This is a genomic window from Cellulomonas cellasea (assembly GCF_030372105.1).
Lineage (GTDB): Bacteria > Actinomycetota > Actinomycetes > Actinomycetales > Cellulomonadaceae > Cellulomonas_A > Cellulomonas_A cellasea_A.
Genome location: NZ_JAUDBQ010000007.1, coordinates 42,370 through 66,537, shown reverse-complemented (window position 1 = coordinate 66,537; position 24,168 = coordinate 42,370). Strand labels below are relative to the sequence as shown.

The 24,168-nt window shown below is 74.2% G+C and carries 21 protein-coding genes; 9 read left to right on the top strand and 12 right to left on the bottom strand.

Features of this window, described 5'->3' with window-relative positions:
- Positions 1-69 precede the first annotated feature (69 nt).
- Positions 70-1,905, bottom strand: coding sequence for a glycerol-3-phosphate dehydrogenase/oxidase (locus QUV83_RS08470; RefSeq protein ID WP_289563851.1), 1,836 nt, complete (start codon positions 1,903-1,905; stop codon positions 70-72).
- A 205-nt stretch (positions 1,906-2,110) separates the two neighbouring features.
- Here QUV83_RS08470 and QUV83_RS08465 point away from each other — a divergent pair, with 205 nt between their 5' ends.
- A complete protein-coding gene (locus QUV83_RS08465; protein WP_289563850.1) occupies positions 2,111-2,623 on the top strand; it encodes an amino-acid N-acetyltransferase in 513 nt (170 codons plus the stop codon).
- Positions 2,624-2,638: 15 nt separating this feature from the next.
- Here the strand turns inward: QUV83_RS08465 and QUV83_RS08460 are convergent, their stop codons facing one another.
- A complete protein-coding gene (locus QUV83_RS08460; protein WP_289563996.1) occupies positions 2,639-3,541 on the bottom strand; it encodes an A/G-specific adenine glycosylase in 903 nt (300 codons plus the stop codon).
- Positions 3,542-3,702: 161 nt separating this feature from the next.
- Between QUV83_RS08460 and QUV83_RS08455 the strand changes: the two genes are divergently transcribed.
- Entirely contained in the window at positions 3,703-4,320 is a 618-nt protein-coding gene (locus QUV83_RS08455; RefSeq protein WP_289563849.1) for a hypothetical protein, read from the top strand.
- Positions 4,321-4,356: 36 nt separating this feature from the next.
- Here QUV83_RS08455 and disA read toward each other — a convergent pair whose 3' ends face one another.
- Positions 4,357-5,439, bottom strand: coding sequence for a DNA integrity scanning diadenylate cyclase DisA (gene disA, locus QUV83_RS08450; RefSeq protein ID WP_289563847.1), 1,083 nt, complete (start codon positions 5,437-5,439; stop codon positions 4,357-4,359).
- An 89-nt stretch (positions 5,440-5,528) separates the two neighbouring features.
- On the bottom strand, positions 5,529-6,986 hold the full coding sequence (radA, locus tag QUV83_RS08445) for a DNA repair protein RadA (protein WP_289563846.1): 1,458 nt from the start codon (positions 6,984-6,986) through the stop codon (positions 5,529-5,531).
- Positions 6,987-7,059: 73 nt separating this feature from the next.
- Here radA and QUV83_RS08440 point away from each other — a divergent pair, with 73 nt between their 5' ends.
- Both QUV83_RS08440 and QUV83_RS08435 read left to right on the top strand, forming a co-directional pair.
- Positions 7,060-7,602 carry a potassium channel family protein gene (locus QUV83_RS08440; protein ID WP_289563844.1) on the top strand — a complete coding sequence of 181 codons (543 nt, stop codon included), beginning with the start codon at positions 7,060-7,062 and terminating at the stop codon, positions 7,600-7,602.
- A 102-nt stretch (positions 7,603-7,704) separates the two neighbouring features.
- On the top strand, positions 7,705-8,484 hold the full coding sequence (locus QUV83_RS08435; protein WP_289563843.1) for a hypothetical protein: 780 nt from the start codon (positions 7,705-7,707) through the stop codon (positions 8,482-8,484).
- Between the two features lie 62 nt (positions 8,485-8,546).
- Here the strand turns inward: QUV83_RS08435 and QUV83_RS08430 are convergent, their stop codons facing one another.
- The 8 genes from QUV83_RS08430 to QUV83_RS08395 form a co-directional block, all read right to left on the bottom strand.
- Positions 8,547-9,152, bottom strand: a complete 606-nt coding sequence (locus QUV83_RS08430) for a GtrA family protein (protein ID WP_289563841.1) — start codon at positions 9,150-9,152, stop codon at positions 8,547-8,549.
- Between the two features lie 133 nt (positions 9,153-9,285).
- Positions 9,286-9,891 carry a response regulator transcription factor gene (locus tag QUV83_RS08425; protein WP_289563839.1) on the bottom strand — a complete coding sequence of 202 codons (606 nt, stop codon included), beginning with the start codon at positions 9,889-9,891 and terminating at the stop codon, positions 9,286-9,288.
- A complete protein-coding gene (locus QUV83_RS08420; protein WP_289563838.1) occupies positions 9,888-11,105 on the bottom strand; it encodes a sensor histidine kinase in 1,218 nt (405 codons plus the stop codon). Before QUV83_RS08420 ends, QUV83_RS08425 begins: the two co-directional genes overlap by 4 nt.
- A gap of 90 nt (positions 11,106-11,195) precedes the next feature.
- Complete coding sequence (locus QUV83_RS08415) at positions 11,196-13,355, bottom strand: TOMM precursor leader peptide-binding protein (protein ID WP_289563837.1); 2,160 nt, start codon at positions 13,353-13,355, stop codon at positions 11,196-11,198.
- 116 nt (positions 13,356-13,471) lie between these two features.
- Positions 13,472-13,663, bottom strand: coding sequence for a hypothetical protein (locus QUV83_RS08410; protein ID WP_066585893.1), 192 nt, complete (start codon positions 13,661-13,663; stop codon positions 13,472-13,474).
- Positions 13,664-14,133: 470 nt separating this feature from the next.
- Complete coding sequence (locus QUV83_RS08405; protein ID WP_289563834.1) at positions 14,134-14,748, bottom strand: response regulator; 615 nt, start codon at positions 14,746-14,748, stop codon at positions 14,134-14,136.
- Positions 14,749-14,902: 154 nt separating this feature from the next.
- Positions 14,903-16,561 carry a sensor histidine kinase gene (locus tag QUV83_RS08400; RefSeq protein WP_289563832.1) on the bottom strand — a complete coding sequence of 553 codons (1,659 nt, stop codon included), beginning with the start codon at positions 16,559-16,561 and terminating at the stop codon, positions 14,903-14,905.
- Positions 16,558-17,304 (bottom strand): response regulator transcription factor, encoded by a 747-nt coding sequence (locus tag QUV83_RS08395; RefSeq protein WP_289563830.1) that lies wholly within the window; start codon positions 17,302-17,304, stop codon positions 16,558-16,560. The genes QUV83_RS08400 and QUV83_RS08395 overlap by 4 nt, the downstream gene beginning before the upstream one ends.
- 169 nt (positions 17,305-17,473) lie before the next feature.
- Between QUV83_RS08395 and QUV83_RS08390 the strand changes: the two genes are divergently transcribed.
- From QUV83_RS08390 to QUV83_RS08370, 5 genes are all read left to right on the top strand, one after another.
- The gene (locus tag QUV83_RS08390; protein ID WP_289563828.1) at positions 17,474-17,866 is read left to right on the top strand and encodes a hypothetical protein; all 393 of its coding nucleotides are present in this window, start codon (positions 17,474-17,476) and stop codon (positions 17,864-17,866) included.
- A 98-nt stretch (positions 17,867-17,964) separates the two neighbouring features.
- Entirely contained in the window at positions 17,965-18,822 is an 858-nt protein-coding gene (locus QUV83_RS08385) for a phosphatase PAP2 family protein (protein ID WP_289563826.1), read from the top strand.
- 115 nt (positions 18,823-18,937) lie between these two features.
- Entirely contained in the window at positions 18,938-21,751 is a 2,814-nt protein-coding gene (gene topA, locus QUV83_RS08380; RefSeq protein ID WP_289563824.1) for a type I DNA topoisomerase, read from the top strand.
- Between the two features lie 175 nt (positions 21,752-21,926).
- Entirely contained in the window at positions 21,927-22,922 is a 996-nt protein-coding gene (locus tag QUV83_RS08375; protein ID WP_289563822.1) for a LacI family DNA-binding transcriptional regulator, read from the top strand.
- A 191-nt stretch (positions 22,923-23,113) separates the two neighbouring features.
- Positions 23,114-24,145, top strand: coding sequence for a nucleoside hydrolase (locus tag QUV83_RS08370; protein ID WP_289563820.1), 1,032 nt, complete (start codon positions 23,114-23,116; stop codon positions 24,143-24,145).
- Positions 24,146-24,168: the final 23 nt, after the last annotated feature.

Here is a 24,168-nt window from a genome sequence, read left to right as displayed (position 1 = left end):
GGCTCCCGCCAGGTCAGGCCGCCGAGGCGACCCGGGTGGGGCCGGCGTGGGCCGGTCCGGACAGGGGGTTCAGGTGCCGGCGGGCCCGGGAGCGGCAGGCGAGTCGTCGGCGCCCGGCTTGCGGCCAGGGCCGGGCGTGAACGGCGGCGCGCTGTCGTCCAGCCCGCCCACGGGTGTCAGCGGCACGATGTCGGGCGCCATGAGCCGCACCCGTTCGGCTGTCGCGTCGTCCGTCTCCAGCGTGGCGGCGTGCTCTGCGGCGGCGCGCTCGCGGTACGCGGAAATCTCCGCGGCCCGCTGCTCCGCGTCCCAGCCGAGCACGGGCGCGATCAGGTCGGCGATCTCCTCGAGGGCGCCCACGCCCTTGTCGGCCTGCTCGTAGTTGAGCCGGGTGCGGTGCATCATCACGTCGTCGAGGTGCAGCGCGCCCTCATGGCTGACGGCGTAGACGATCTCCGCGCCGATGTACGCGGGGGCGTGCGGCAGCGGGTTCGCGAGGTCCGGGTCGGCGTCGACCAGGTCGAGCAGCTCGGCTAGCAGCGACCCGTAGCGGTGCAGCAGGTGGTCCATCCGGAACTGGTCCCAGCCGTACTTCTTCGCGATGGAGCGTGACTGGCGCTGCACCGCCTCCAACCCCTCCGCGCCGACCAGCGCGATGCGGGTGGTGATGGACGGCAGCGTCGTGGCACGGGAGCCGATCGCGAAGTCGACGGCGTCCTTGGCCATCACCCGGTACGTCGTGAGCTTGCCGCCCGCGATCACCGTCAGGCCGGGCGTGGGGCTCGCGACGGTGTGCTCGCGGGAGACCTTCGCCGACGACGTGCCCGCCTTCGTGCCCGGCTGCAGCAGCGGCCGCAGCCCAGCCCACGTGCCGATCACGTCATCGCGGGTGATCGGGCGGGCCAGCACGGTGTTCGCGTGCGCGATGAGGTAGTCGATGTCGCTGGCGTTCGCGACCGGGTGCACCAGCTCCTGCTCCCACGGGGTGTCCGTGGTGCCGATCACCCAGTACCGCGACCACGGGATGATGAACAGCACGCTCTTCTCGGTCTGCAGGATCAGCCCCGCCGTGCCCGCGATCCGGCTGCGCGGCACGACGATGTGGATGCCCTTGCTCGCCAGCACCCGCAGGCCGCCCTCCGATCCGGCCAGGTGCTCCGTCTGCTCCGTCCACACGCCCGTCGCGTTGATCACGTGCCGCGCCCGCACGTCGATGTGCTCGCCGGTCTCGAGGTCCACCACCTCGGCGCCGGTGACGGCGCCGCCCGTGGTGGTCTGCAGGCTCACCAGCTCCGTGCGGGACGCCGCGTGGGCCCCATAGGACGCCGCCGTGCGGATCAGCGTCGAGACCAGGCGCGCGTCGTCCACCGCCGCGTCCCAGTACTGGATGGCGCCGATCGCCGCGTCATGCCGCAGGTCGGGGAACAAGCGCTCCATGCCCTTGCGGGTCAGGTGCCGGTGGATCGGCATCGCGCGCTTGGCGCCGTTCACCGTGGCCAGCGTGTCGTACAACGCGACGCCGGCGCCGACATACGCCCGCTCCCACACACGGTTCTCCAGCGGGTACAGGAACGACACCGGCTTCACCAAGTGCGGCGCGATGCGGGACATCAGCAGGTCGCGCTCCGTCAACGCCTCGCGGACCAGGTGGAAGTCGAGCATCTGCAGGTAGCGCAGCCCGCCGTGCACCAGCTTGCTGGACCGGCTCGAGGTCCCGCTCGACCAGTCCTGCGCCTCCACCACCGCCGCGGACAGCCCGCGCGTCACCGCGTCCAACACGATCCCCGCGCCGGTCACCCCGCCGCCGATCACCAGGACGTCGAGTTCCCGCCCTGACTGGGTGCTCTCCCGCAGCGCGCCCAGGGCCTCACCTCGAAGGCGTGCCGTCAGTGCCGCTGTCCTCATGGGTCGCTCCCGTCCATCCTGGATGTCATCGTCGACGAGTCCGCACGGGAGCAGGACGGGGCCACCCCGTCGCGAGCCCGCACGTGCGTCCTCGCCTGCCGCAACGTCACCACGGCGTGACGTGCGGCGCAACCGCAGGCAACGCGGCAGTGCTGGAGATGGACCAGGCCGTCGGCTGCAGGGGCGGGTCGGTAGTTTGGGGCCCGTGACCGCCGCCCCGCCACGAGTCCGCGCCGCGCTTCCCGCAGACGTCCGCACGATCCGCGACCTGGTGCAGCCGTACGCGACTGAGCGCATCCTGCTCGCGAAGGAATGGGTGGGCTACTACGAGGCGGTGCAGGAGTTCGTCGTCGCCGAGTCGCCCGACGACGGCGCCGTCGTCGGCTGCGGCGCGCTGCACGTCATGTGGCAGGACCTCGCCGAGGTGCGCACCCTCGCCGTCGACCCCGCCTGGCGCGGCCGGGGCGTGGGCCACCTGCTGCTCGACGCGCTGCTCGACCGCGCACGCGACCTCGGCCTGCGGCGAGTCTTCTGCCTGACCTTCGAGGTGGACTTCTTCGCCGCCCACGGCTTCGCGCCCATCGACGGGACGCCCGTCACCCCGGACGTCTACGCCGAGCTGCTGCGCTCCCACGACGACGGCGTCGCCGAGTTCCTCGACCTGGCGCGCGTGAAGCCCAACACGCTCGGCAACACGCGGATGCTCATCGAGCTCTGAGCCAGCGGCACGGGCTCAGGGCAGCCGGTACACCGGCGGCTGGTCGTCGTCGGCGCCGGGAACCCGCACCATCAGCCCGTCCACCAGCAACGACTCCACACACCGTTCGAGCTGCGCCCGCTCAGGCCACACCGCCTCCACCGCCTCGGCGGGCACCGGGCCCAGGGCCTCGCGCAGCAGGGCCATCACCTTGCCCCGCACCTGCCGGTCCGTGCCCGCCCACGCCTGGGTCCGACGCCGGCCCGCATGCTCGTCAACGGGCCGTCCGGCCGCCCGCCACGCGCACATCCCGGCGATCGGGCACTCCTCGCAGCGGGGGCTGCGGGCCGTGCACACCAGCGCGCCGAGCTCCATCGAGGCCGCCGACCAGCGGGCCGCCGTGGCGTCATCCGCCGGGACGAGCGCCTCCGCCAGGCGGACCTCGGCGGCCGTCTGGCTGGGAGCCGGCAGCGCCGCGCCCTGCACCGCGCGGGCCAGGACGCGGCGCACATTCGTGTCCAGCACCACCGAGCGCCGCCCGAAGGCGAAGGCCTGCACCGCCGCGGCCGTGTACGGACCCACCCCCGGCAGCGCGAGCAACTCCGCGGCGCCCGCGGGCACCACACCGCCGTGCCGTTCGACCACCGCACGCGCGCACTCCTGCAGGCGCAGCGCCCGCCGCGGGTAACCCAGCCGGTCCCAGGCGCGCAGCACGTCCGCCGGGCTCGCCGCCGCCAGGTCCGCGGGCTCGGGCCACCTCGCCATCCATGCCCGCCACGCCGGCTCCACGCGCACCACCGGCGTCTGCTGCAGCATCACCTCGCTGACCAGCACACCCCACGCCGAGCAGTCCGCCGACCGCCACGGCAGGTCGCGCGCATGCCGCCCGAACCAGTCGAGCACCGCCGCGCGCAGCGGCTCGGCATCGGGGGCAGGCAGCACCCGCCCATCCTCTCCCACCCCGGCGCGTCCCCGGTCACCACGCGATCAGCGGCCGACCCGCCCACGCGGGGCGCGGGCTCGGAGCCGGGAGACCGGTACCGTACGGCTGACCGGGTGAAGCGCCGCCGGTGCGCGGCCGACGTGAGGACGGTGCCGTCATGGGTGTGCTGCGACCGGCCGGGCCGCTGCCGTCCCGGGTCTACTGGACCCGTCGGTTCGTGGTGCTGGGCCTTCCGCTGCTGGTGGTCATCGTCATCGTCTGGGCGCTGGTGGGCCGTGGCGGCTCCCCGCAAGACGCGAACGACGTCAACGCCGAGGGCTCCGGGGAGGCCGGCGAACAGGCGCCCGACGACGGCTCGGATGAGGAGCCCGCAGACCCCGGGGCGCCGCAGGCCTGCGCGCCCGAGGCCCTGGGGCTCACCCTGGCCGCGGACTCGGCGTCCTACGCGGCGGCGGCCGTCCCGACCTTCACCGTCACCCTCGAGAACGTCGGCGAGGTCGACTGCCTTGTCGACGCGGGCTCCGGGCAGCTCGAGCTCGCCATCGTCTCGGGGGAGGACCGGATCTGGTCCAGCCGCGACTGCCCCGCCGGCGCCGTCGAGCGCAAGCTGCTGCTCCAGCCCGGCAAGAGCGACGTCACACAGGCGCAGTGGACGCGGGTCCGCTCCGCAGAGGGCTGTGCCACCGGGCTGCCGGCGGTGAAGTCGGGCACCTACTCGGCGACTCTCACGGTGGCGGGCGCGGCGTCGGCGCCGCAGGTGTTCGTGCTCGAGTGACGGCCGAGCAGGGCTAGCCGTGGCGGCGGCGCGAGCTCAGACGTAGCGCTCGAGGATGCTCGACTCGGCGAGCCGGGACAGTCCCTCGCGCACGGCGCGCGCCCGCTGCTCGCCGACCCCGTCCACGGCCATGAGGTCCTCGATGCTCGCGGCGAGGAGCTTCTGCAGGCCGCCGAAGTGCTCGACGAGGCGGTCGACGATCGCGGCGGGCAGCCGGGGGACCTTGGACAGCAGCCGGTACCCGCGCGGCCCGGCGGCAGCGTCGAGGGCGTCGCCGCCGCCCGGCAGCCCGAGCACCCGGGCGAAGTGCGTGATGTCGATGAGCTCGGTGCTGTCCAGCTCGGCGAGCGCGGCCTGCACGGCGTTCGCGTCCCGCTCCTTGCGGGAGGTGTCCACGTAGTCGCGGATCACGAGCTCGCGGTCGGAGCCGATGCCGCCGGTGAGCTCGTCGAGCTGCAGGGACAGCAGGCGCCCGTCGGTGCCGAGCTCGACGACGTAGCCGGCGATCTCCTCGGAGATGCGGCGCACCATCTCCAGGCGCTGCACCACGGCGGACACGTCGCGCACGGTGACGAGGTCCTCGATCTCCAGGGCCGAGAGCGTGCCGCTGACCTCGTCGAGCCTCGACTTGTACCGCTCGAGCGTCGCGAGGGCCTGGTTGGCGCGGGACAGGATCGTGTCCGAGTCCTCGAGCACGTGCCGCACGCCGCCCACGTAGAGCGCGACGATCCGCATGGAGGCGGACACGGAGATGACGGGGTAGCCGGTCTGCTTGGCCACGCGCTCGGCGGTGCGGTGCCGGGTGCCGGACTCGGTGGTCTCGATGGTGGGGTCCGGCAGGAGCTGCACGGCGGCGCGCAGGATCCGGCGGACATCCCGGTCGACGACAATCGCGCCGTCCATCTTCGCGAGCTCGCGCAGCCGGGTCGCCGAGAACTCGATGTCCAGGGCGAACCCGCCGGAGCAGATCGATTCGACGGTGCTGTCGTGGCCGAGGACGATCAGCGCGCCGGTGCGCCCACGCAGGATGCGCTCGAGCCCGTCGCGCAACTCCCCACCGGGCGCGACGGCGGCCAGCGTCGAGCGCAGCAGGTCGTCAGGCACAGGAGTCGTCGGCACACCGGTGATCCTACGCGGGGAGCCGTCTCGCGCAGGTGGGACGACTCGCGGTGCGGTGTGCTCGGCGCCGCCCGTGTGTGGCGCGGCGATCAGGATGCGCGCTCACCGGAGACGCCGCAGGCGCGGACCGCCTCCGCCAGGTCGCCTGCCTCGAGGATCTCCATGCCCGCTGGCGCCGTTCCCGCCTCCACCGAGCCGGCCGGCACCACGGCGCGGACGAAGCCGAGCCGGGCGGCCTCCGCAAGCCTCCGCATGGTCCCGGTCACGGCGCGGATCTCCCCGGCCAGCCCGACCTCGCCGACGGCCACCAGCCCTCGGGGCAGGGCGATGTTCTCCCGCGAGCTGGCGGTGGCCAGCGCGAGGGCCAAGTCGGCGGAGGGCTCGACGACCCGCGCGCCGCCCACGGTGGAGACGTAGACGTCCTGGTCGGCGAGCCGTGCGCCCACCCGGCGCTGCAGCACCGCGAGGACCATCGCGAGCCGGCTGGCGTCGATCCCGCTGGTGGTGCGGCGCGGGTTGGCGAGCATGCTGGGCGCGACGAGCGCCTGCACCTCGGTGGCCAGCGGCCGGCGGCCCTCCAGGGTGACTGTCACGCAGGTGCCCGGCACGTGGTGCAGGGCGTTGGACACGAACAGCCCGCTCGGGTCGGTGAGCCCCTCGATCCCGGACTCGTTGAGGTCGAAGCACCCGACCTCGTCGGTGGGCCCGTACCTGTTCTTGGTGGCGCGCAGCAGCCGCAGCCGCGAGTGCCGCTCGCCCTCGAACTGGCAGACCACGTCCACCAGGTGCTCCAGGGTGCGTGGCCCCGCCACCGACCCGTCCTTGGTGACGTGCCCGACGAGCACCACGGGCATGTCGCGCTCCTTGGCGACGGCGATCAGGGCGCCAGCGACCTCGCGCACCTGGCTCACCCCGCCCGCGGCGCCCTCGATCGCGGCGGACGCGATGGTCTGCACCGAGTCGACCACCAGCAAGTCGGGCTCGACCTGCTCGACGTGGCCGAGCACCGTGCCCAGGTCCGTCTCGGCGGCGAGGAGCAGGTGGGGGTCGAGCGCGCCGATCCGCTCCGCGCGCAGCCGCACCTGCCCCGCGGACTCCTCCCCGGTGATGTAGAGCACCCGCCGGCCCCGCGGCGCCGTCCCGTCGGAGGGGCCCTCACGGCCGGCCCGAGCGGCGCGACTGGCCACGTCCAGCAGCAGCGTCGACTTGCCCACGCCCGGCTCCCCGGCGAGCAGCACCACGGCGCCGGGCACCAGCCCGCCGCCCAGCACCCGGTCGAGCTCGTCGACGCCGGTGGGCCGGGCCCGGCTGGCCTCGACGTCGATCTCGGCGATCGGGCGGGCCGGGCTGCGCGTGGGGGCCACCGTCGCGGTGCGCGGCGCCCCGCCCCCCGGCCCGGTGTCCTCGAGCACCGAGCCCCAGGCCTGGCACTCGCCGCACCGCCCCACCCACTTGGAGGTGGTCCAGCCGCATTCGCCGCAGCGGTATCCGGCGCGGGCGGCGCGGTTGCGGGGCTCAGGGCGCCGGGCGCTGGTCGTCGAGGTCACGCACGCACGCTAACCCGCGCCGCCCACACGCCCTCCGCGCGCGCCCTCGCGGCCGCGAACGCAGGATGGGCGCATGGCAGCAGGTCCGCGGATCCGGGCGCTGGGCCGCTGGATCCACTCAGCGGCGCTGCTCGTGAGCGCGATCGTCGTCTACTACGCGGTGCCGATGACCACCGATGAGAGCACGACCGCGCTTGTGATCCGGCTGTTCATCTTCGGGGGCGGCATGCTGGCCCTCATCGCGCTCACCGCGTTCCAGATCCGCCGCCAGCTCCGGGCCTCCGCGCGTGACACCGGCGAGCGGCTGGCGAACATCATGATCGTGCTCTACGCGGTGGTCGTGTTCTTCTCGCTGACCTACTACGGGCTCGCCACCCGCGCCGAGGAGCAGATGGACGGCATCGCGACCCGCACCGACGCCCTCTATTACACGGTGGTCACGCTCGGCACCGTCGGGTACGGGGATGTGCACGCCGTGGGCCAGGTGGCCCGGATCGTCACCACCGTGCAGATCTTCTTCGACCTGATCATCGTGGGCCTGCTCGCCTCCGTGGCCACCCAGCAGGTGCAGAAGATGAGCCGCCAGCGCCTGGCGGAGGGCGACGAGGAGCGCTGAGCGCGCCCGTGTCGGTGCGGACTGACGGGCTTCCCCAACCACTAAGGTGCTAGCGACCACGTCCGGGCTGACCCGGACGACATGCAGCAGGGGAGACGTGCCATGAGCGACATCCGGCCGGGCGGCCAGCCCGGACAGCCTGCGGAGCGCCCGTCGGAGCCGTCGCTGCTCTGGCCGCAGGGCCTCGACGGCGCGGCGGTCCCCCCGGCCTCCGAGACCGCGGCCCCGGCGCACGTCGCCGAGCCCTCCGACGACGCGGCGCGCAAGCGCCGGACGCTGCTCATCGGCGGCATCGCCGCAGGCGTCCTCGTGGTGGGCGGGCTGACCACAGCGGTGTTGCTCAACCGGGACGACGCGCCCCAGCAGGCCGCCGACGCCGCCACCGTCTTCCTGCCCTCGCCGACCCCCACGGTCGCGCCCGCGGCCCGCGAGGCGGCGACCCCGTTCGCCACCGCGCTGCCCGCCTCGGTGCTGCAGTTCGCGCTTGCCACTTCCGTCAACGACGACGCGTGGCTCGCCGCCGGGGCCATCGAGGCGTACACCGAGACCTACACCGACGGCGGCGCCGGCACTGTCACCGTGCAGGCTGGCCAGTGGGAGACGGCCGAGGAGGCCGCAGCGCACGCCCAGCGCCTCGCCGCCGAGCTGCCCGCGGCCGCCGCGGCGCCCGCCGCCTCCGCCACCGCGTCGGCCGACTCGACGGCGCCGGCCCTCACCCCCGAGTCGGGCGAGGTCACAGTCGCCGGCACGGCGGTCGGGACGTACACCTGGGGCCTCGTGGGCGCCGACGGCGTGGCCGTGTGGTCCAACGGCACGACGGTCTTCCGCGTCACCGGCCCGGCCGAGGAGATCCGCGACTTCTACAACGCCTACCCGCTCTGAGACCAGCGGGCTAGCGGGCCGACGGGCTCGCGGGCCAGCCGGTCGGCTCTGCGGGGCTCTGTTCAGCGGGTCGGCGGGCTCGCCAGATCCGCGGCGGGCGGCGCCCGGAACACCCAGTGCCGCAGCAGCACGAACCGCACCAGAGTGGCGCACAGGTTCGCGGCGACCAGCACCGCGAGGTCGGTGGTCGCCGAGGCCCGGGGCGAGAACACCCCGAGCAACGCGAGAGCGCCCGAGGTCAGCGCCCAGCTCACCCCGAAGATGAGCAGCCCTTGCCCGTGCTGTGTCATGGCGCGCGCACGGCCGCGGACGCCGAACGTGACGCGACGGTTCGCCGCGGTGTTCCCGACGGCTGTGACGAACAGGGCGATGACGTTGGCGGCCTGGGCGCCCAGCGGGCCGCGCAGCACCAGGAACAGCGCCACGTAGGACGCGGTCATCACCGCGCCGACCAGCGCGAACCGCAGGAGCTGCCGGGCCAGGGTGGTGCGGCAGGCTGCCCGCAGCGCCTCGCGGGCCGCATGGGGCGACCGGCCGACGGCAGGCGGCGCCGTGGCGGCACGCGGGGGAGCCGGCGGCCGCACCGTGAGCACGGCGCCCCAGGCGGTCCCGCCCGGCGGCCGCCCGGCCACCAGCGCGGTCCCGCGCGTGCTGTGACGATCCACCACCGTGCGTTCAGGCTCCTCGATCGGTCCAGAGTCCGACGCAGGCCCGTGCCCAGTCGACTCTCAGGTCGGGGCCAGGGGCGGCTCCGCCTCGGCGGACTCTATCCCTGCCACATGGGAGGTATGTGAAAGGGCGTCAGAGCCAGCCGTTGTCCTGGGCGATGCGGATCGCGTCGACCCTGCCGCGGGCGCCGAGCTTGTCCACGATCGCGGACAGGTAGTTGCGCACCGTGCCCTCCGACAGGAACAGCCGCTGTGCCGACTCGCGCACCGAGCAGCCGCTGGCGACCAGGTCGAGCAGCTCCTGCTCCCGTGGGCGCAACGGGTTGGCCCCCAGCCGGACGGCGGCCGCCGCCAGGTTCGCGTCGAGCACCTGCCCCCCGGCGGCGACCGTGCGCACCCCGTCGACGAGGGCGCGGGCCGAGGCCGTCTTGAGCACGAACCCCCGGGCCCCGGCGTCGAGGGCCGCCTTCACGGAGCCCGGCCGGCCGACGCCGGTGAGGATCATGACGCGCACCTGCGGCATCGCGGCGGCGAGCTCTCCCGCCACGGCGATGCCGCCGCGTCCGGGCATGTCCAGGTCGAGCAGTGCCACGTCCGGCTGGGTGCGCTCGGCGGCGGCCAGGACGAGGTCGCCGCGTCCCACCTCCGCGACGACCTCGAGGTCGTCCTCCATGCCCAGCAGGGCCACGAGCGCGGAGCGGACGACGTGCATGTCCTCGGCGACGAGCAGGCGGATCACGCGGAGACCTCCTCGGTCAGGGCGGGGTCGTCGGTCACGGGCATCGAGACCATGAGCGTCCAGGTGCCGTCGGGGCCCGTCGTGGTCGACACCTCGCCACCCGACGCGGCGACCCGCTCGTGCAGGCCGCGCAGCCCGTTGCCGGTCCGCGGGCCAGGGCCGCCGTTCGCCGGGCTGGCGGCGCCGTCCGCCGGGATGTCGTCCAGCGCGGTGACGCCGTCGTTGTGCACCGTGACGACCACCCGGGAGCCCACATGCTCCGCGGTGAGCCGGCACGTCGTGGCCTGGCTGTGCTTGAGCACGTTCGTGACGCCCTCCCGCACCACCCAGGCGAGGGTGTCCCGCACGTGGTCCGGCACGGCGTGCGCGTCGACCCGCACGTGGCAGTCGATGCCCGCCTCCTCGAGGAGCTCCAGCCCGACGTCGATCTCGCTCTCGAGTGAGAGGTTCCGGTAGCCCGTGACAAGGGCCCGCAGGTCGTCGCCGCACTGCACGGCCACCGTGGCGATCTGGTCGAGCTCGTCGACGGTCTCCGCGTCGTAGCCGCGCTCGTGGTAGCGGCGCGCGAGCTCGGTTTTGAGCACGATGGCGGCGAGCCCTCGGCCCAGCAAGTCGTGCAGGTCGCGGGACATGCGCAGCCGCTCGCGCAGCACGGCGGTGCTCACGAGCTCGGCCCGGAGCTGGTTGAGCTCGATGGTGATGCTGACCGTCCAGGCCAGCGCCGCGAGCACCGCGGAGGTGAGCAGCACCTGCAACGTGCCGTAGGCGGTGACCGTCGGGCTCTGCTGGAAGACGACAGTCGACAGCGCCAGGTCGAGCGCCACGATCGACAGGACCACCGGCACGGAGCGGCGCCAGGGCAGGGCTGACAGGGCGCAGGCCGCGAGGAGTCCGGCGGAGGCGGCCCACGACGGGCCGACGACGAGCACGGGCAGGTAGCAGACCGCGGCGAGCGCGCTGAGGGTCCATTTGAGGCGCCCGGGCCCGTGCCGGGTGAGGCGCAGGGTGAGGTGGTGGACGACGAGCACCGCGAGCGGGATCGAGAGCAGCCACAGCAGGACGGCTCGGGGGCCGCCGGTGTGCTCGACGGCTGTGACGGACAGCGCGGGGGCGAGGCTGAGGGCGGCTGCGACCGCGTCGAGGGCTCGGACGGCAGGCCAACGCCGCCAGAGGGCGACGCGCGCACGCCAGACGGCCGACAGTGCGGGAACCATGACGACCCCCTCGTTCGTCGACGACCCGCGCGAGAGTCTAGTGACTCGGGCACGCCTTCGGCGGGAACTGCGGGCAGGCATCCTGGCACGTCAGACGAACAGCCAGACGGGGTTGGGATCGAGTGGCCCGGGCGGCGCCCAGCCCAGCCGCGCGGGCACGTCATGCAGGCGCCCGGGGGCGAGCCGCCGGTCGAGATGACGCAGCCCGGGAGCCACGACGCGGGCCACCGGGATGCCCGTCTCGGGGCGGGTGGCATCGTGCACCAGGACCTCGATGTGGTGCGCGCCGAGCAGGGCCACGAGCGCGCGCACATCGGCGGCGGCGTCTGCCGACGGGCTGACCTGGACGGGGCAGGGCTGGGCGTCCGCGTGTGGCCGGAGGTAGGCGTGAGTGTCGAGGCGGGCCTCCGCCCAGAACGCGTGTGCCTCGGGCGGCGCTCCCGGCGCGTCGGTGTCGGGGCCCAGCAGCAGCATCTGGTCGAGCTCGCCGAGCGCGCGCCGCGCGGCGCCAGCCTGGTCGAGGCCGGCCCCGAAGCCGAAGACAATGGCCTCGTGTGCGGAGGCGGCGCGCCGGCTCACCGCCGCCACGACGGGCACGCCGAGGTCGTGTGCCAGGTCCAGCAGCCACCACTCGCGTCCCGCCGCGCGCAACCGGGCGTCGGTCTCCGCGCGCAGCGCCGGGTCGAGGACCGCCGGGTCGAGCGCCGGCCGACGGGATCGGGGGTACCACCACAGGCTCACCGCGTCCCGTTCGACGAGCTCGAGCAGGCCGTGCAGCACCGCCTCCGGCCAGGTCGCGGCCGCTGCGCAGCCATTCGAGTCCGGAGCCCCGATGTCCCCCGGCCCGGGGTGGCCGAACAGCAGGGCCGACGCCGGGGCCCAGCGCACCCGCCCGGTGGCCAACGACCGCAGCGGCGCCAGGTCGACTTCCTCGTCCGGCCCGAGCCGTCGGGGCACGGCGCCGTGGTGGTCAGCCTGCCCGTCGGCGAACAGCAGCCACTCGGCCGGGTCCAGCCCGTCCTCGCCCAGCTCGCGGAGCGTGCCCCGGCGCAGCGGCTCGTCACCATGCCACGACATGGAGCAGCGCTCGATGGCCTCCCCGAGCGCCGCGGCGCCGGCCTGGAGCGCGTCGGCGCCGCGGCCGAGCGCTGTGAGCGTCGTCCACCCGTCGGCCGTGCGGACTCGATGCCGCGCGCGCACGACGTGGCCGCCCGCCATCTGCTCGGCGTCCTGCAGTGCCGTCACCACCCCGGTGAGGGGGTCGACCTGCGAGGCGCACAGCGCGTTGAACGCGGCGGCGCTGGTCGAGCGGTAGCCGTGCGCGGGATCGACCGGCGTGGGTGGGAGCGCCGACAGCACGGGAGCCACCCGCGTCTGCTCGGAGGGCCCGCCGCAGCGCGTGCACGTGGGGAACCAGGTGAGCGGGTGCCGGGTCACGGCGAGGGCGCGCACGTCCACGACCGTCAGCTCCCAGGCGGGCGCGGTGATGGCCCCGTGCGCCGGGTCGGCCGGCGCGCCGGCCACGTCGAGCAGCCCGGCGACCCGCGCGGCGACGAGCCCACCGGCGGCGTGCTCCACCGCGCTCGACCAGCCGAGGGGCGCGTCGTGGGGCGGGTCCTGCGCGGCGCCGGGGTGCAACGAGCGGGCCAGGCACGCCGGGCAGCCGAGGTCCACATGCAGCAGCGGGCCGATCCGCAGGGTGTGCTGACCCAGCCCGACGGGCAGCACCCGGGCGCCGGCGGCCAGTGCCGCGTCGTAGGCGTCTCGCGCGGCGCCGCAGGCGAGGTCTGAGGTCAGGACGACGCGCACCGGGGAGCCGTTGGCAGGCTGCGGTGACAGGAGCCCGGCGGCGCGCAGGGCGGCCCGGACGCCGTCGCCGGTGGAGCCCCGGGTGTCACCGGCGACGACCACCTCCGCCGGGGCGAAACTGACGGAGCCGGAGCCGGAGCCGGAGTCGACGTCGGCGCCCGGCGACGTGGGCTCGTCGAGGGCGACGACGCCACGAACGGCGAGGCTCCGCAGCGCGGACCACCACTGCGCCGCGGTGGCCTGCACGCCGGGCGCCACGACCGCCTGGGCGAGGACGTCCACCAGCGCCCGCCGCCCGCCACGCGGGTCGAGGGCGGCCAGCAGCGCACGCTCGGTGGGGGAGGCGACGGCCTCATGTCGGCCCTCGCGCACCAGGCGGACCGAGCCGGGGCGCGCCCACTCCTGGGGCGCCGCGTCTGGCTTTCCTGTGCGGGGTGGCATGCCGGGACGCAGGACGACCCCCGTGCCCTCCGCCAGACTCACGAGCGAGTCGAGTGTCATGCGGACGGGCACGGGGGTCGTCGTCGCCCCGAGAGAGGTTCTCGTGGCGGGAAGGGTCACTTCGGGGCGAACTCCCCGGGGTGGAAGTGGCCGGGGACGCGGAGCGTGAACCAGTAGAACGACTCGAAGTCCTCCACGTGGGCGGCGCCGGTCGCCGGGGCGGCCGTGGGCTCGGCCGTCGGGCCGGCGGCGTCGAGCATGGTGTACAGCTCGTCGAGTGTCGCTTCCGGGCTGATGAGCGTCGTCATGTCGAGCTCCCCTCTCGTGGGCGCCGGTGGCGCCTCGGGCCCCCACTGTCCTCGACGGGCACGGGGTGGGCGTAGTGCGATGTGCACCGAGGAATCGTGGGTTTCGCCCCTTGTCGCCTGGGGCGTTGGGGCCCGCCGGGGCGCAGGGGTGGGGGATGCGCGATGCGCGCGTGAGTTTCGCACTTTCTCCGAAAGGGGACTTCCGTCCCTGCTCAGGGCCGTTAAGTTGACGGAATGCAGCCGATCGTCAGGCTCGGGCGCCGGGGGACGTCCTGACCTGATCGCGGGCGTCGCAGCACCGGAGGCAGGGGGACTGTCCACCGAGTGCGGCGGTAGGTCGCCGGCATCGGACGCGCAGGGGGAAGTCGAGGCGGGCGCTGAACGGGGCGCCCGCCTCGACTGCGTCCAGGGGCGAGGGCGCGCATCGCCCAGCGCTGACGCACGAGACGAGCGCAGCAGCCGCGGACGGATCAGACCCAGCCGTTCGCGCGCGCCATGCGCCCGGCCTCGACGGCGTCCCGGCCACCCACCTTGCGCAGCGCGGCGAGCAGGTGGCGTTGCGCCTCCGACTCCGAGAGCGCGAGCTGGGCAGCCGCGTCAGCGAGCCCGCAGCCGCACGCCATGCGGTCCAGCACCGCCGTCTCCAGCTCGTTCAACGGGCTGTTGCGCAGCCGGTCGGCAGTCGTCTCGAGCTCGGCGCACAGCACGCGCTCACCGGCGGCGGTGCGCCGGATCGCGTCGATCATCTGCCGGGGCGGCGAGTTCTTCAGCATCATGCTGCCGGCCTTCGCGCTGAGCACCGGCAGCACCGAGGTGGGCCGCCCGAGCGTGGTGAGGAGCAGCAGGCGCACCGGCGGGTCCTGGCGGTGCAGGGTCGCCGCGAGGCTCCCGGCGTCGGTGCGCGTGGAGTCGACCAAATCGAGGTCGAGCACGACGAGGTGCGGGCGCCAGGCGGCCGCCGCGTCGACGACCCCGGCACAGGTGTCGACCTCGCCGACGGTGTCGATGTCGTCCTCGGTGTCGAGCAGCGCGGTCAGGGTCTTGCGGACCAGGCTGCTCTCGTCGGCGACGAGGACGCGGATCATCAGCGGTGCTCCCCCCGGTGCGGGAGAAGGGGCTCCCGCACGAGACGAGTCTCCTGAGCGGGAGGCGGGCGCGGCGAGTCCGGACCGCACCACCTGGAGATGTGAAACGCACGACAGGCCGCACGGCGGCCAGGTGGGGCGCCGGGCGAGCTGGTCAGCCCTCGTCGGAACCCGACGGCGTCGCGGGGCCGGCGGGAGGCGTCGCGTCGGCGGCCGTGACCGCGGGCAGCGTGACGGTGAACGTGGTCGCGCCGGGAGTGCCGTCGGCGGTGATCGTGCCGCCATGGGCCAGCACGACGGCGTGCACGATCGCCAGCCCCAGCCCGGTGGAGCCCGTCGCCCGGTTGCGCGAGGAGTCGCCCCGGGTGAACCGCTGGAACAGGCGCGAGCGCAGCGGCTCCGCGATCCCCGGCCCGTCATCCCGGACGGTGAGGCGGACCTGCCCGGCGTTGGCGTGCACCCCCAGCACCACAGTGGTGCCGGCGGGTGTGTGCTCGCGCGCGTTGGACAGCAGATTGGCCAGCACCTGGCGCAGTCGGTGCTCGTCGCCGCGCACCACCGGCGGCGTCGAGTCCTCCGTCTCGTCCATGTCCAGGCGCCACACGTGGTCGCGGCTCGCGGCATGCGCGTCGGCCAGCGCGTCGACGGCCAGCGCCGCCACGTCCACGTCCTGCTGCTCCAGCTCGCGGCCAGCGTCCAGCCGGGCCAGCAGCAGCATGTCCTCCACCAGGGCGGTCATGCGGCGGGACTCGGACTCGACGCGGCTCATGGCGCGCAGCGCGTCGGGCGGCAGCGGGTCGGGCAGGCGGCGGACGAGCTCGGCGTAGCCGCGGATCGACGCGAGGGGGGTGCGCAGCTCATGGCTCGCGTCGGCGACGAACTGCCGCACCTGCGTCTCGGACTCATGCCGTGACGCGAGCGCCGCCTCGACGTGGCCCAGCAGCTGGTTGAGGGCGGCGCCCACCTGGCCGACCTCAGTGGACGGGTCCGTGTCCGGCTCGGGCACGCGCTCGGCGAGCGTCACCTCGCCCCGGGACAGGGGCAGCTCGGCCACCCGGGTCGCCGTCGCTGCCACCCGGTTGAGGGGCCGCAGCTCGCGTCCCATCAGCCACGCGCCGAGGAAGCCGGCGATCAGCAGGCCGGCCAGGGCCACCACGACCTCGACGATGACGTAGTTCTCGACGGTGGCTGTCGCGTCGGCGGTGGAGATCCCGGTGGCGACGACGGCGCCGTCGCTGGTGGTGGTCGCGATGACCCGGTAGTCGCCCAGGTCGGGGATCGCCACTGAGACGGGCACGCCGTCACGCTCCACGTCGGCCAAGGTGCTGGCCTGCTCGGACGTCAACGGCCGGAAATCCCCGGAGTCGTCGAAGTACCCGGCGACGACCATGCCGTCCTGCTCGAAGTAGTTCAGCGCGCCCACGTCTTGCTGGCCGGGCAGGCGCAGCGAGGGCGGCAGGTGCTCGCTGCCGTCCGGCGGGCCGGGCTGGTCGGAGCCGTCCTGGGAGCCCTCGGGGGGCATGGGGCCACCACCCGGGTTGATCCGGTCCGGGGCGCTCGCGGCCCGGGCGCTGGCCGCGACGAGCCGGTTGTCGATCTGGCCCAGCAGCGAGTCCCGCAGGGCCAGCGTCGAGACGACGCCCATCACGGCCGCCACCGCCGCGATGAGCACCAGCAGCACCACGACGAGCCGCCGGCGCAGCGTCCAGCGGCGCCGGCGGGCGCGCTCGGCGCCCGGCTCAGGCGCGGCGCCACCCGGGCCGGGCGCGGGGGCTCCAGGCTCGGGTGCGGGCGCGCCCTGGGCCCAGGTCACGGCGCCTCCGCGCCCTCGGCGGGCTTGAGCACATAGCCGACGCCCCGCAGCGTGTGGATCATCGGGGCGCGCCCCGCGTCGATCTTGCGACGCAGGTAGGAGACGTACAGCTCGACGATGTTCGCCTGGCCGCCGAAGTCGTACTGCCACACCCGGTCGAGGATCTGCGCCTTGGACAGCACGCGCCGCGGGTTGCGCATGAAGTACCGCAGCAGCTCGAACTCGGTGGCGGTCAGCCGGATCTCGTCCTCGCCGCGCCACACCTCATGGCTGTCCTCGTCCATGCGCAGGTCGCCGACAGTCAAGGTGGCCTCCTCGCGCTCGCTGACCGCGCCGACCCGCCGCAGCAGGGCGCGCAGCCGCGCGACGACCTCCTCCAGGCTGAACGGCTTCGTCACGTAGTCGTCGCCGCCCGCCGTGAGGCCGGCGATGCGATCCTCGACGGCGTCCTTCGCGGTGAGGAAGAGCACGGGCACCAGCGGGTCCCGGGCGCGGATCCGCCGCAGCACGTCGAGCCCCGACATGTCGGGGAGCATGACGTCCAGCAGGATCACGTCCGGGTCGAAGGACTTCGCGAGCCTCAGCGCCGCGTTCCCGGTGAGGGCATGCTCCACCTGCCAGCCCTCGTAGCGCAGCGCCGTGGACAGCAGCTCGGCGAGCGTCGCCTCGTCATCCACCACGAGCGCGCGGATGGGGGCGCCATCGCGGCGGGTCAACGTGTCACGGGTCCCCGGGGTGCTCATGACCCCATGGTGCGCGCACTGCCTGTGCTCGGTCTGATCAGTTCCTGTGGGCCTGCTGTGGCTTCTGCTCCCAGGGGATCCCGCGGCTGCTCCCAGCGTGGGCACAGCACCGCGCGCCAGGGTCGGCGGCAAGCGCGAACACGCGACAGGCCGACGAGAGGGAGCCGAGATGACTGCACAGACACAGATGGCCAGGACCGCGATCAGCCCGTCGGGAGGCGCCGGCGGCTGGATCACCGCGACCGTGCGGCCCGCGGGGGAGCTCGGCCAGGTGGACGCCGACCGGCTCGCGATACTGCTGGGCGCGCTGTCGATGAGCGCCTCCGTCGTGGTGCTCGACCTGGAGGCCGCGCGGCTGCGCGGAGGGTTCTCGGCGGCGGTGGTCGACGCGGCGGCCGAGGCCCTCGAGGCGCGGGGCGGCTGCCTGCTGTGCGTCAACGCCGACGACGAGTCGCGCGCGTCGCTGGCCTCCGCAGGCGAGCACGCGGTGCTGCTCGCGCCGGCCGATGGCGCCCTGGCCGGTGCACATGGCCCCGTGTCGTCACCTACCGTGGACGGGTGACGAACGCGAGCCCTTCCCGTGCGCTCCCGCAAACCGCTCGTCCCGCGAGGTCCCGGGGGGCAGGGGCCACGGGGCTGGTCGTCGCCGTCCTGTCAGCCGTGGGCGTGTGGCTGTGCTGGCGGCTCTTCGTGGACACGTGGGCGGGCCAACAGGTCGAGTGGGCTGCCCTGCAAGGCGCCCAGAACGGCCAGGGGCAGCTCTGGCGCGTGGCCGAGCGGGTGCTGGACGTGGTGTCCGTCGGCGCCATCGCCGCCGTGCTGATCGCGGCGGTGCTGATCGCGCTGGTGCGCCGCCGGTGGTCGCTCGCGGTGCAGGCCGCGGTGCTGATGATCGGCGCGAACGTCACGACCCGGGTGACCAAGCTCGTGCTGCTGGACCGCCCCGACCTGGGCGTCGAGGGCGTGTGGGGCAACACGCTGCCCAGCGGGCACACCACCGCCGCCGCGTCGATCTCGGCGGTGCTGCTGCTCGTGGTGCCCCGGCGGATACGGCCCTGGGCGGCGGTGGTCGGCGCCGGGTACACGGCGGCCACCGGCGTCTCGACGCTCGTCGGGCAGTGGCATCGGCCCTCCGACGTGATCGCCGCGGTGCTGGTGGTCACAGGCTGGACGGCGATCTCCTGTGCTGTGGTGGCGCTGATGCCCAGCGCCCACGACGTCGCGGCGCCGCCCCCGGGCCCGCAGGAGCGGCGGTGGTCTCGGCGCGTGACGCTGGGGCTGGTGCTGATCGGCGTCGGCTCCGGCGCTGTGGCGCTCGTCGCGTTGCAGGCCACGTGGATGCACCGGGTCGCGCTGGACTCCCAGGCGGAGATGCTCACCGCCTACCTGGGCGGCGCCGCCGGCGTGGTGGCGGCCTCCTGCCTGGCGTTCGCGTTGCTGCTCGCGCTCACCCGGGCGTCGACGGAGCCCGGCCGTCAGGCGGCGGCCCCGGCAGGGGCGCTTGACGAGACGTCGTAGAGTGCCCGAACGACGGAAGCGCACCGCTGGCCCCACGGGGCGGCCGGGTGCCTCCGCGCACGGGGGCCAGCTTCGGCATCCCCCGAATCCCAGAACTTCGAGGAAGCAGGAACGTATGTCCGCAGGTCGCAAGCTCGTCATCGTGGAGTCGCCCGCCAAGGCACGCACGATCGCCGGCTACCTCGGCTCCGAGTACGAGGTGGAGGCGAGCGTGGGTCACATCCGTGACCTCCCGCAGCCCAGCGAGCTGCCCGCCGACATGAAGAAGGGGCCCTTCGGCAAGTTCGCCGTCGACGTGGACAACGGCTTCGAGCCGTACTACGTCGTCGACCAGGACAAGAAGAAGAAGGTCGCGGAGCTGAAGCGGCTGCTCAAGGACGCCGACGAGCTCTACCTGGCCACTGATGAGGACCGCGAGGGCGAGGCCATCGCCTGGCACCTGCTGCAGGAGCTCAAGCCGAAGGTCCCGGTCAAGCGGATGGTCTTCCACGAGATCACCCGGGAGGCCATCGAGCGCGCGCTGGAGAACACCCGCGAGCTCGACGAGCGCCTGGTCGACGCGCAGGAGACCCGGCGCATCCTCGACCGGCTGTATGGCTACGAGATCTCGCCGGTGCTGTGGCGCAAGGTCCGCCAGGGCCTGTCCGCGGGCCGCGTGCAGTCCGTCGCGACGCGGCTCGTGGTGGAGCGCGAGCGGGAGCGGATGGCGTTCGTCCCCGCCGAGTACTGGGACGTCACCGGCACCTTCGCCGTCGCTGACGCCGCCGAGCCCGACTTCGGCGCGCGCCTCATGCAGGTGGACGGGCGCCGGGTTGCGTCCGGGCGGGACTTCGACGACCGCGGCGCCCTGAAGGCCAGCGGCCAGGACGGGACCGTGCAGCTCGGGGAGGCCCTCGCCACCGCGCTGGCCACCGGCCTGGCGGACGCCCAGTTCACCGTGCGCAGCCTCGAGACCAAGCCGTACACCCGCCGCCCGGCCGCGCCGTTCACGACGTCGACCCTGCAGCAGGAGGCGGGCCGCAAGCTCCGCATGGGGTCGCGGCAGGCGATGCGCACCGCGCAGTCGCTGTACGAGAACGGCTACATCACCTATATGCGCACCGACTCGCCCGCGCTGTCGACGCAGGCGATCGACGCCGCGCGCCGGCAGGCCGCCGAGTTGTACGGCGCGGAGTACGTGCCGGACGCGCCGCGCGTCTACACGTCGAAGAGCAAGGGCGCGCAGGAGGCCCACGAGGCCATCCGCCCCGCCGGCGACCACTTCCGCACGCCCGCCCAGGTGGCGCATGAGCTCTCCGGCGACCAGTTCCGCCTGTACGAGCTGATCTGGAAGCGCACCGTCGCCTCGCAGATGGGCGACGCGCGCGGCTCGACGGCCTCCGTGCGCCTGGCCGCGACGGCCTCGATCCCGGCTGACGTGCCGGCGGAGGGCTTCGCGGGGCGCGATGTCGAGGCGGTGTTCGGGGCGTCGGGCACTGTCATCACGTTCCGTGGCTTCATGGCCGCGTACGAGGAGGGCCGCGACACCGACCGGTACGACGACGCCGAGGGCGCCGCCCGCAAGGGCGAGGCCGACGCGCGGCTGCCGCAGATGGCGGAGGGCGACGAGCTCACCGCGAGCGAGCTCGAGGCCGCCGGCCACCGCACCTCCCCGCCGCCGCGCTTCACGGAGGCGAGCCTGGTCAAGGCGCTCGAGGAGCGCGGCATCGGCCGTCCCTCGACGTACGCGGCCACCATCTCTGTGATCCAGGACCGCGGGTATGTGACCAGCCGCGGGCAGGCCCTGGTGCCGAGCTGGCTCGCGTTCGCCGTGACCCGGCTGTTGGAGGAGAACTTCGACCGGCTCGTCGACTACGACTTCACGGCCGGCATGGAGGAGGACCTCGACGCGATCGCGGCCGGTAGCAAGGACCGGGTGGCGTGGCTGACCAAGTTCTACTTCGGTGACGGCGGCCCGCAGGCCGGTGTCGTGACGGCTGTGGGCGAGGACGTGGGGGGCCTGCACGGCCTGGTCGCGAACCTCGGCGACATCGACGCCCGCGAGGTCAACTCGATCGAGATCGGCGACGGGATCACGCTCCGCGTCGGGCGCTACGGCCCGTACCTGGAGGACTCCACGGCGACGGCCGAGGGCGGGGAGCCCAAGCGCGCGTCGGTGCCCGACGACCTGGCCCCCGACGAGCTCACGGTCGCCAAGGCGCATGAGCTGATCGAGACCCAGCCCGAGGGCGACATCGTCCTGGGCGAGGACCCGGTGACGGGCACCACCATCGTCGCGAAGAAGGGCCGGTTCGGCCCGTACGTGACCGAGCTGCTGCCCGAGCCCGAGCTCGACGAGGGCCTGTCCGCCGCGGCGAAGAAGCGGGCGCTGGCCGCCGCGCCGAAGCCCCGCACCGCGTCGCTGCTCAAGTCGATGCAGCTCGCGACGCTCACGCTGGATGACGCGCTCAAGCTGCTGTCGCTGCCGCGCGTGGTCGGCAAGGACCCCGAGTCCGGCGAGGAGATCACCGCGCAGAACGGCCGCTACGGCCCGTACCTGAAGAAGGGCACGGACTCGCGGACGCTGCCCACCGAGGAGGCGATGTTCGACATCACCCTCGAGGAGGCGCTGGCGATCTACGCGCAGCCCAAGCGGGGGCGTGGCGCCAGCGCGACGGCGCCGCTGCGCGAGCTGGGCGAGGACCCGGCCTCGAAGAAGCCCGTGGTGGTGAAGGACGGCCGGTTCGGCCCCTACGTCACCGACGGCGAGTTCAACGCCACGCTCCGCAAGGAGGACGCGGTGGAGACCATCACGCTCGAGCGCGCGGCCGAGCTGCTCGCGGAGAAGCGCGCGAAGGGCCCGGCCAAGAAGCCGGCCCGCAAGCCCGCCGCCCGCAAGGCCCCGGCGAAGAAGGCGCCCGCGAAGAAGGCGTCCTCCTCGAAGGCGTGAGGTTCCCCCGTCCGGGTGGCAGGTCACCCGGACGGGGGTTGTACACGCCTGCGGTCCCTGGCTACGTTCTACGCGCATAGACAACCGTGCGGAGCACCGTCCTGGTGCGGCACGCGGTCCGGGTCAACGGCGACTGGGGCAAGCAGACATGGGTGTGGCTCAATCGAGCGGGCGCGTGACACGCGCCGACGTCGCAGCGGCGGCGGGCACCTCGGTGGCCGTGGTCAGCTACGTCGTCAACAACGGCCCGCGGCCCGTCTCGGCGGCCACCCGGACTCGCGTGCTCGAGGCCATCGAGCTCACCGGGTACCGGCCCGACGTCGTCGCCCGGGCGCTCGCTGGCGGCTTCACGCACACCTTCGGGCTGCTGGTCCCCGACGTGTCCAACCGGTTCTTCGCGGAGCTCGCGCACCAGGTCGAGGAGCACGTGTACGCCTCGGGCCACCTCATCCTGCTCGCGGACAGCGCCGACGACCCCGTGCGCGAGCGCGAGCTCATGAACGCGCTGATGGAGCGCCGGGTCGACGGGATCATGCTCGCCAGCGTCGACGCCGACCCGGACCTGAGCGGCGCCATCGCGGGCGGGACGCCAGTGGTGCTGCTCGACCGCATCGCGCCCAGCGCGCTGACCTCCTCCGTGGTGCCCGACAACATCGGCGGCGCCCGGGCGGCCACCGAGCACTTGATCGAGCACGGCCGCCGCCGCATCGGCTTCATCGCCGGCCCGGCCGCGCTCCCCACCTCCCAGGACCGCGCCGCCGGATGGGAGTCCGCGCTGGCCGCCGCCGGCCTGGAGCGCGGCCCGCTCGTCGAGGCGCCGTTCTCCCGCGCCGGCGGGCTGGAGGCCGGGCGCCGGCTGCTCACCGGCCCCGACCGGCCCGACGCGATGTTCGCCTCCAATGACCAGCAGGCCGTGGGCCTCCTGCGCGCCGCCCACGACCTGGGCGTGCGCGTGCCGCAGGACCTGGGCGTCATCACCTTCGACGGCTCGCAGGACGCCGCGTTCGCGATCCCGTCCCTGTCGAGCGTGGTGCAGCCCCTCGCCGAGATCGCCGAGCACGCTGTGCGCCTGCTGCTCGCCCGGCCGCACGTCACCGCGCGCGTCACCACCGGCCACACGCTGGCACTGCGCGCGTCCTGCGGCTGCCCGGACGGGCCCACCGCGCCCTGATGGGTGTGCAGCCCCGCCTGCGCCCCGCCCCCCACACCCCCGACATCCCCGGGCTCCGGCCCGCACCGCCCCGGCACGCGACCCGCGCCGCAGGCGACCCGGCACGTCCCCGCTGACCTGGACCGCCCACCCGGCGGGGCGAGGGTCCCGAACGCTCCGGCCCCACCGTTTCGCACCGTTGGAGGCACCCCATGACCCAGAAGTTGATCCTCGACGTCGACACCGGCATCGACGACTCGCTCGCCCTGCTGTACCTGCTCGCCAGCCCCGAGGCCGAGATCCTCGCGATCACCTGCACGGCGGGGAACGTGCCCGCCCGTCAGGTCGCGATCAACAACCTCGCCTGGCTGGAGCTGTGTGGCGCCCCGCAGATCGAGGTGGCGCTCGGCTCCGAGGTGCCCGTGATCGCGCCGCTCATGACCACCGAGGAGACGCACGGCGACCAGGGCATCGGCTGGGCCACGCTGCCCGCGCCGACGCGCGCCCTCTCCGAGCGGCATGCGACGCAGGTGTGGATCGAGCATGTGCGCGCCCACCCCGGCGAGGTGATCGGGCTGGTCACCGGGCCGCTGACGAACCTGGCCCTGGCGCTGCGCATCGAGCCGGAGCTGCCCCGGCTGCTGCAGCGGCTCGTGGTGATGGGCGGGGCGTTCAACCACGAGGGCAACACCACGCCCACCACCGAGTGGAACATCGCCGTGGACCCCGACGCCGCCGCGATCGTGTTCCAGGCGTTCTCCGGGCTGCCCGCGGAGCGCCGCCCGCTGGTGTGCGCGCTGGACCTCACCGAGCAGATCGAGATGAAGCCCGAGCACATCCGGCGGATCGCCGAGCTGGCCGGGTCCACGCCCGCCGAGGTGATCTCCCCGGACGACCCGGAGGGGACGCGCTCGCAGGCGTCCAACCCGGTGGTGCGGCACTTGTCCGACGCGGTGCGGTTCTACATGGAGTTCCACCGCGACCAGGGGCAGGGCTTCCTGGCGCATATGCACGACCCGTTCGCGGCCGCGCTGGCGCTGCACCCGGAGATGGCCGCCACCCGGGCCGCCACCGTGGACGTGGAGCTCTCCGGCACGCTCACCCGCGGCACCACAGTCGCGGACTGGCGCGGCATGTGGGGCAGGGAGCACAACGCGGCCATCGCGTGGGAGACCGACCCCGCCGCGTTCTTCGACCACCTCGTCGAGCGCGTGGGCTCCTTCGCCCGCGCGTTCACCCCCTGATCGCCCGGGGCCGTCTGTCGGAC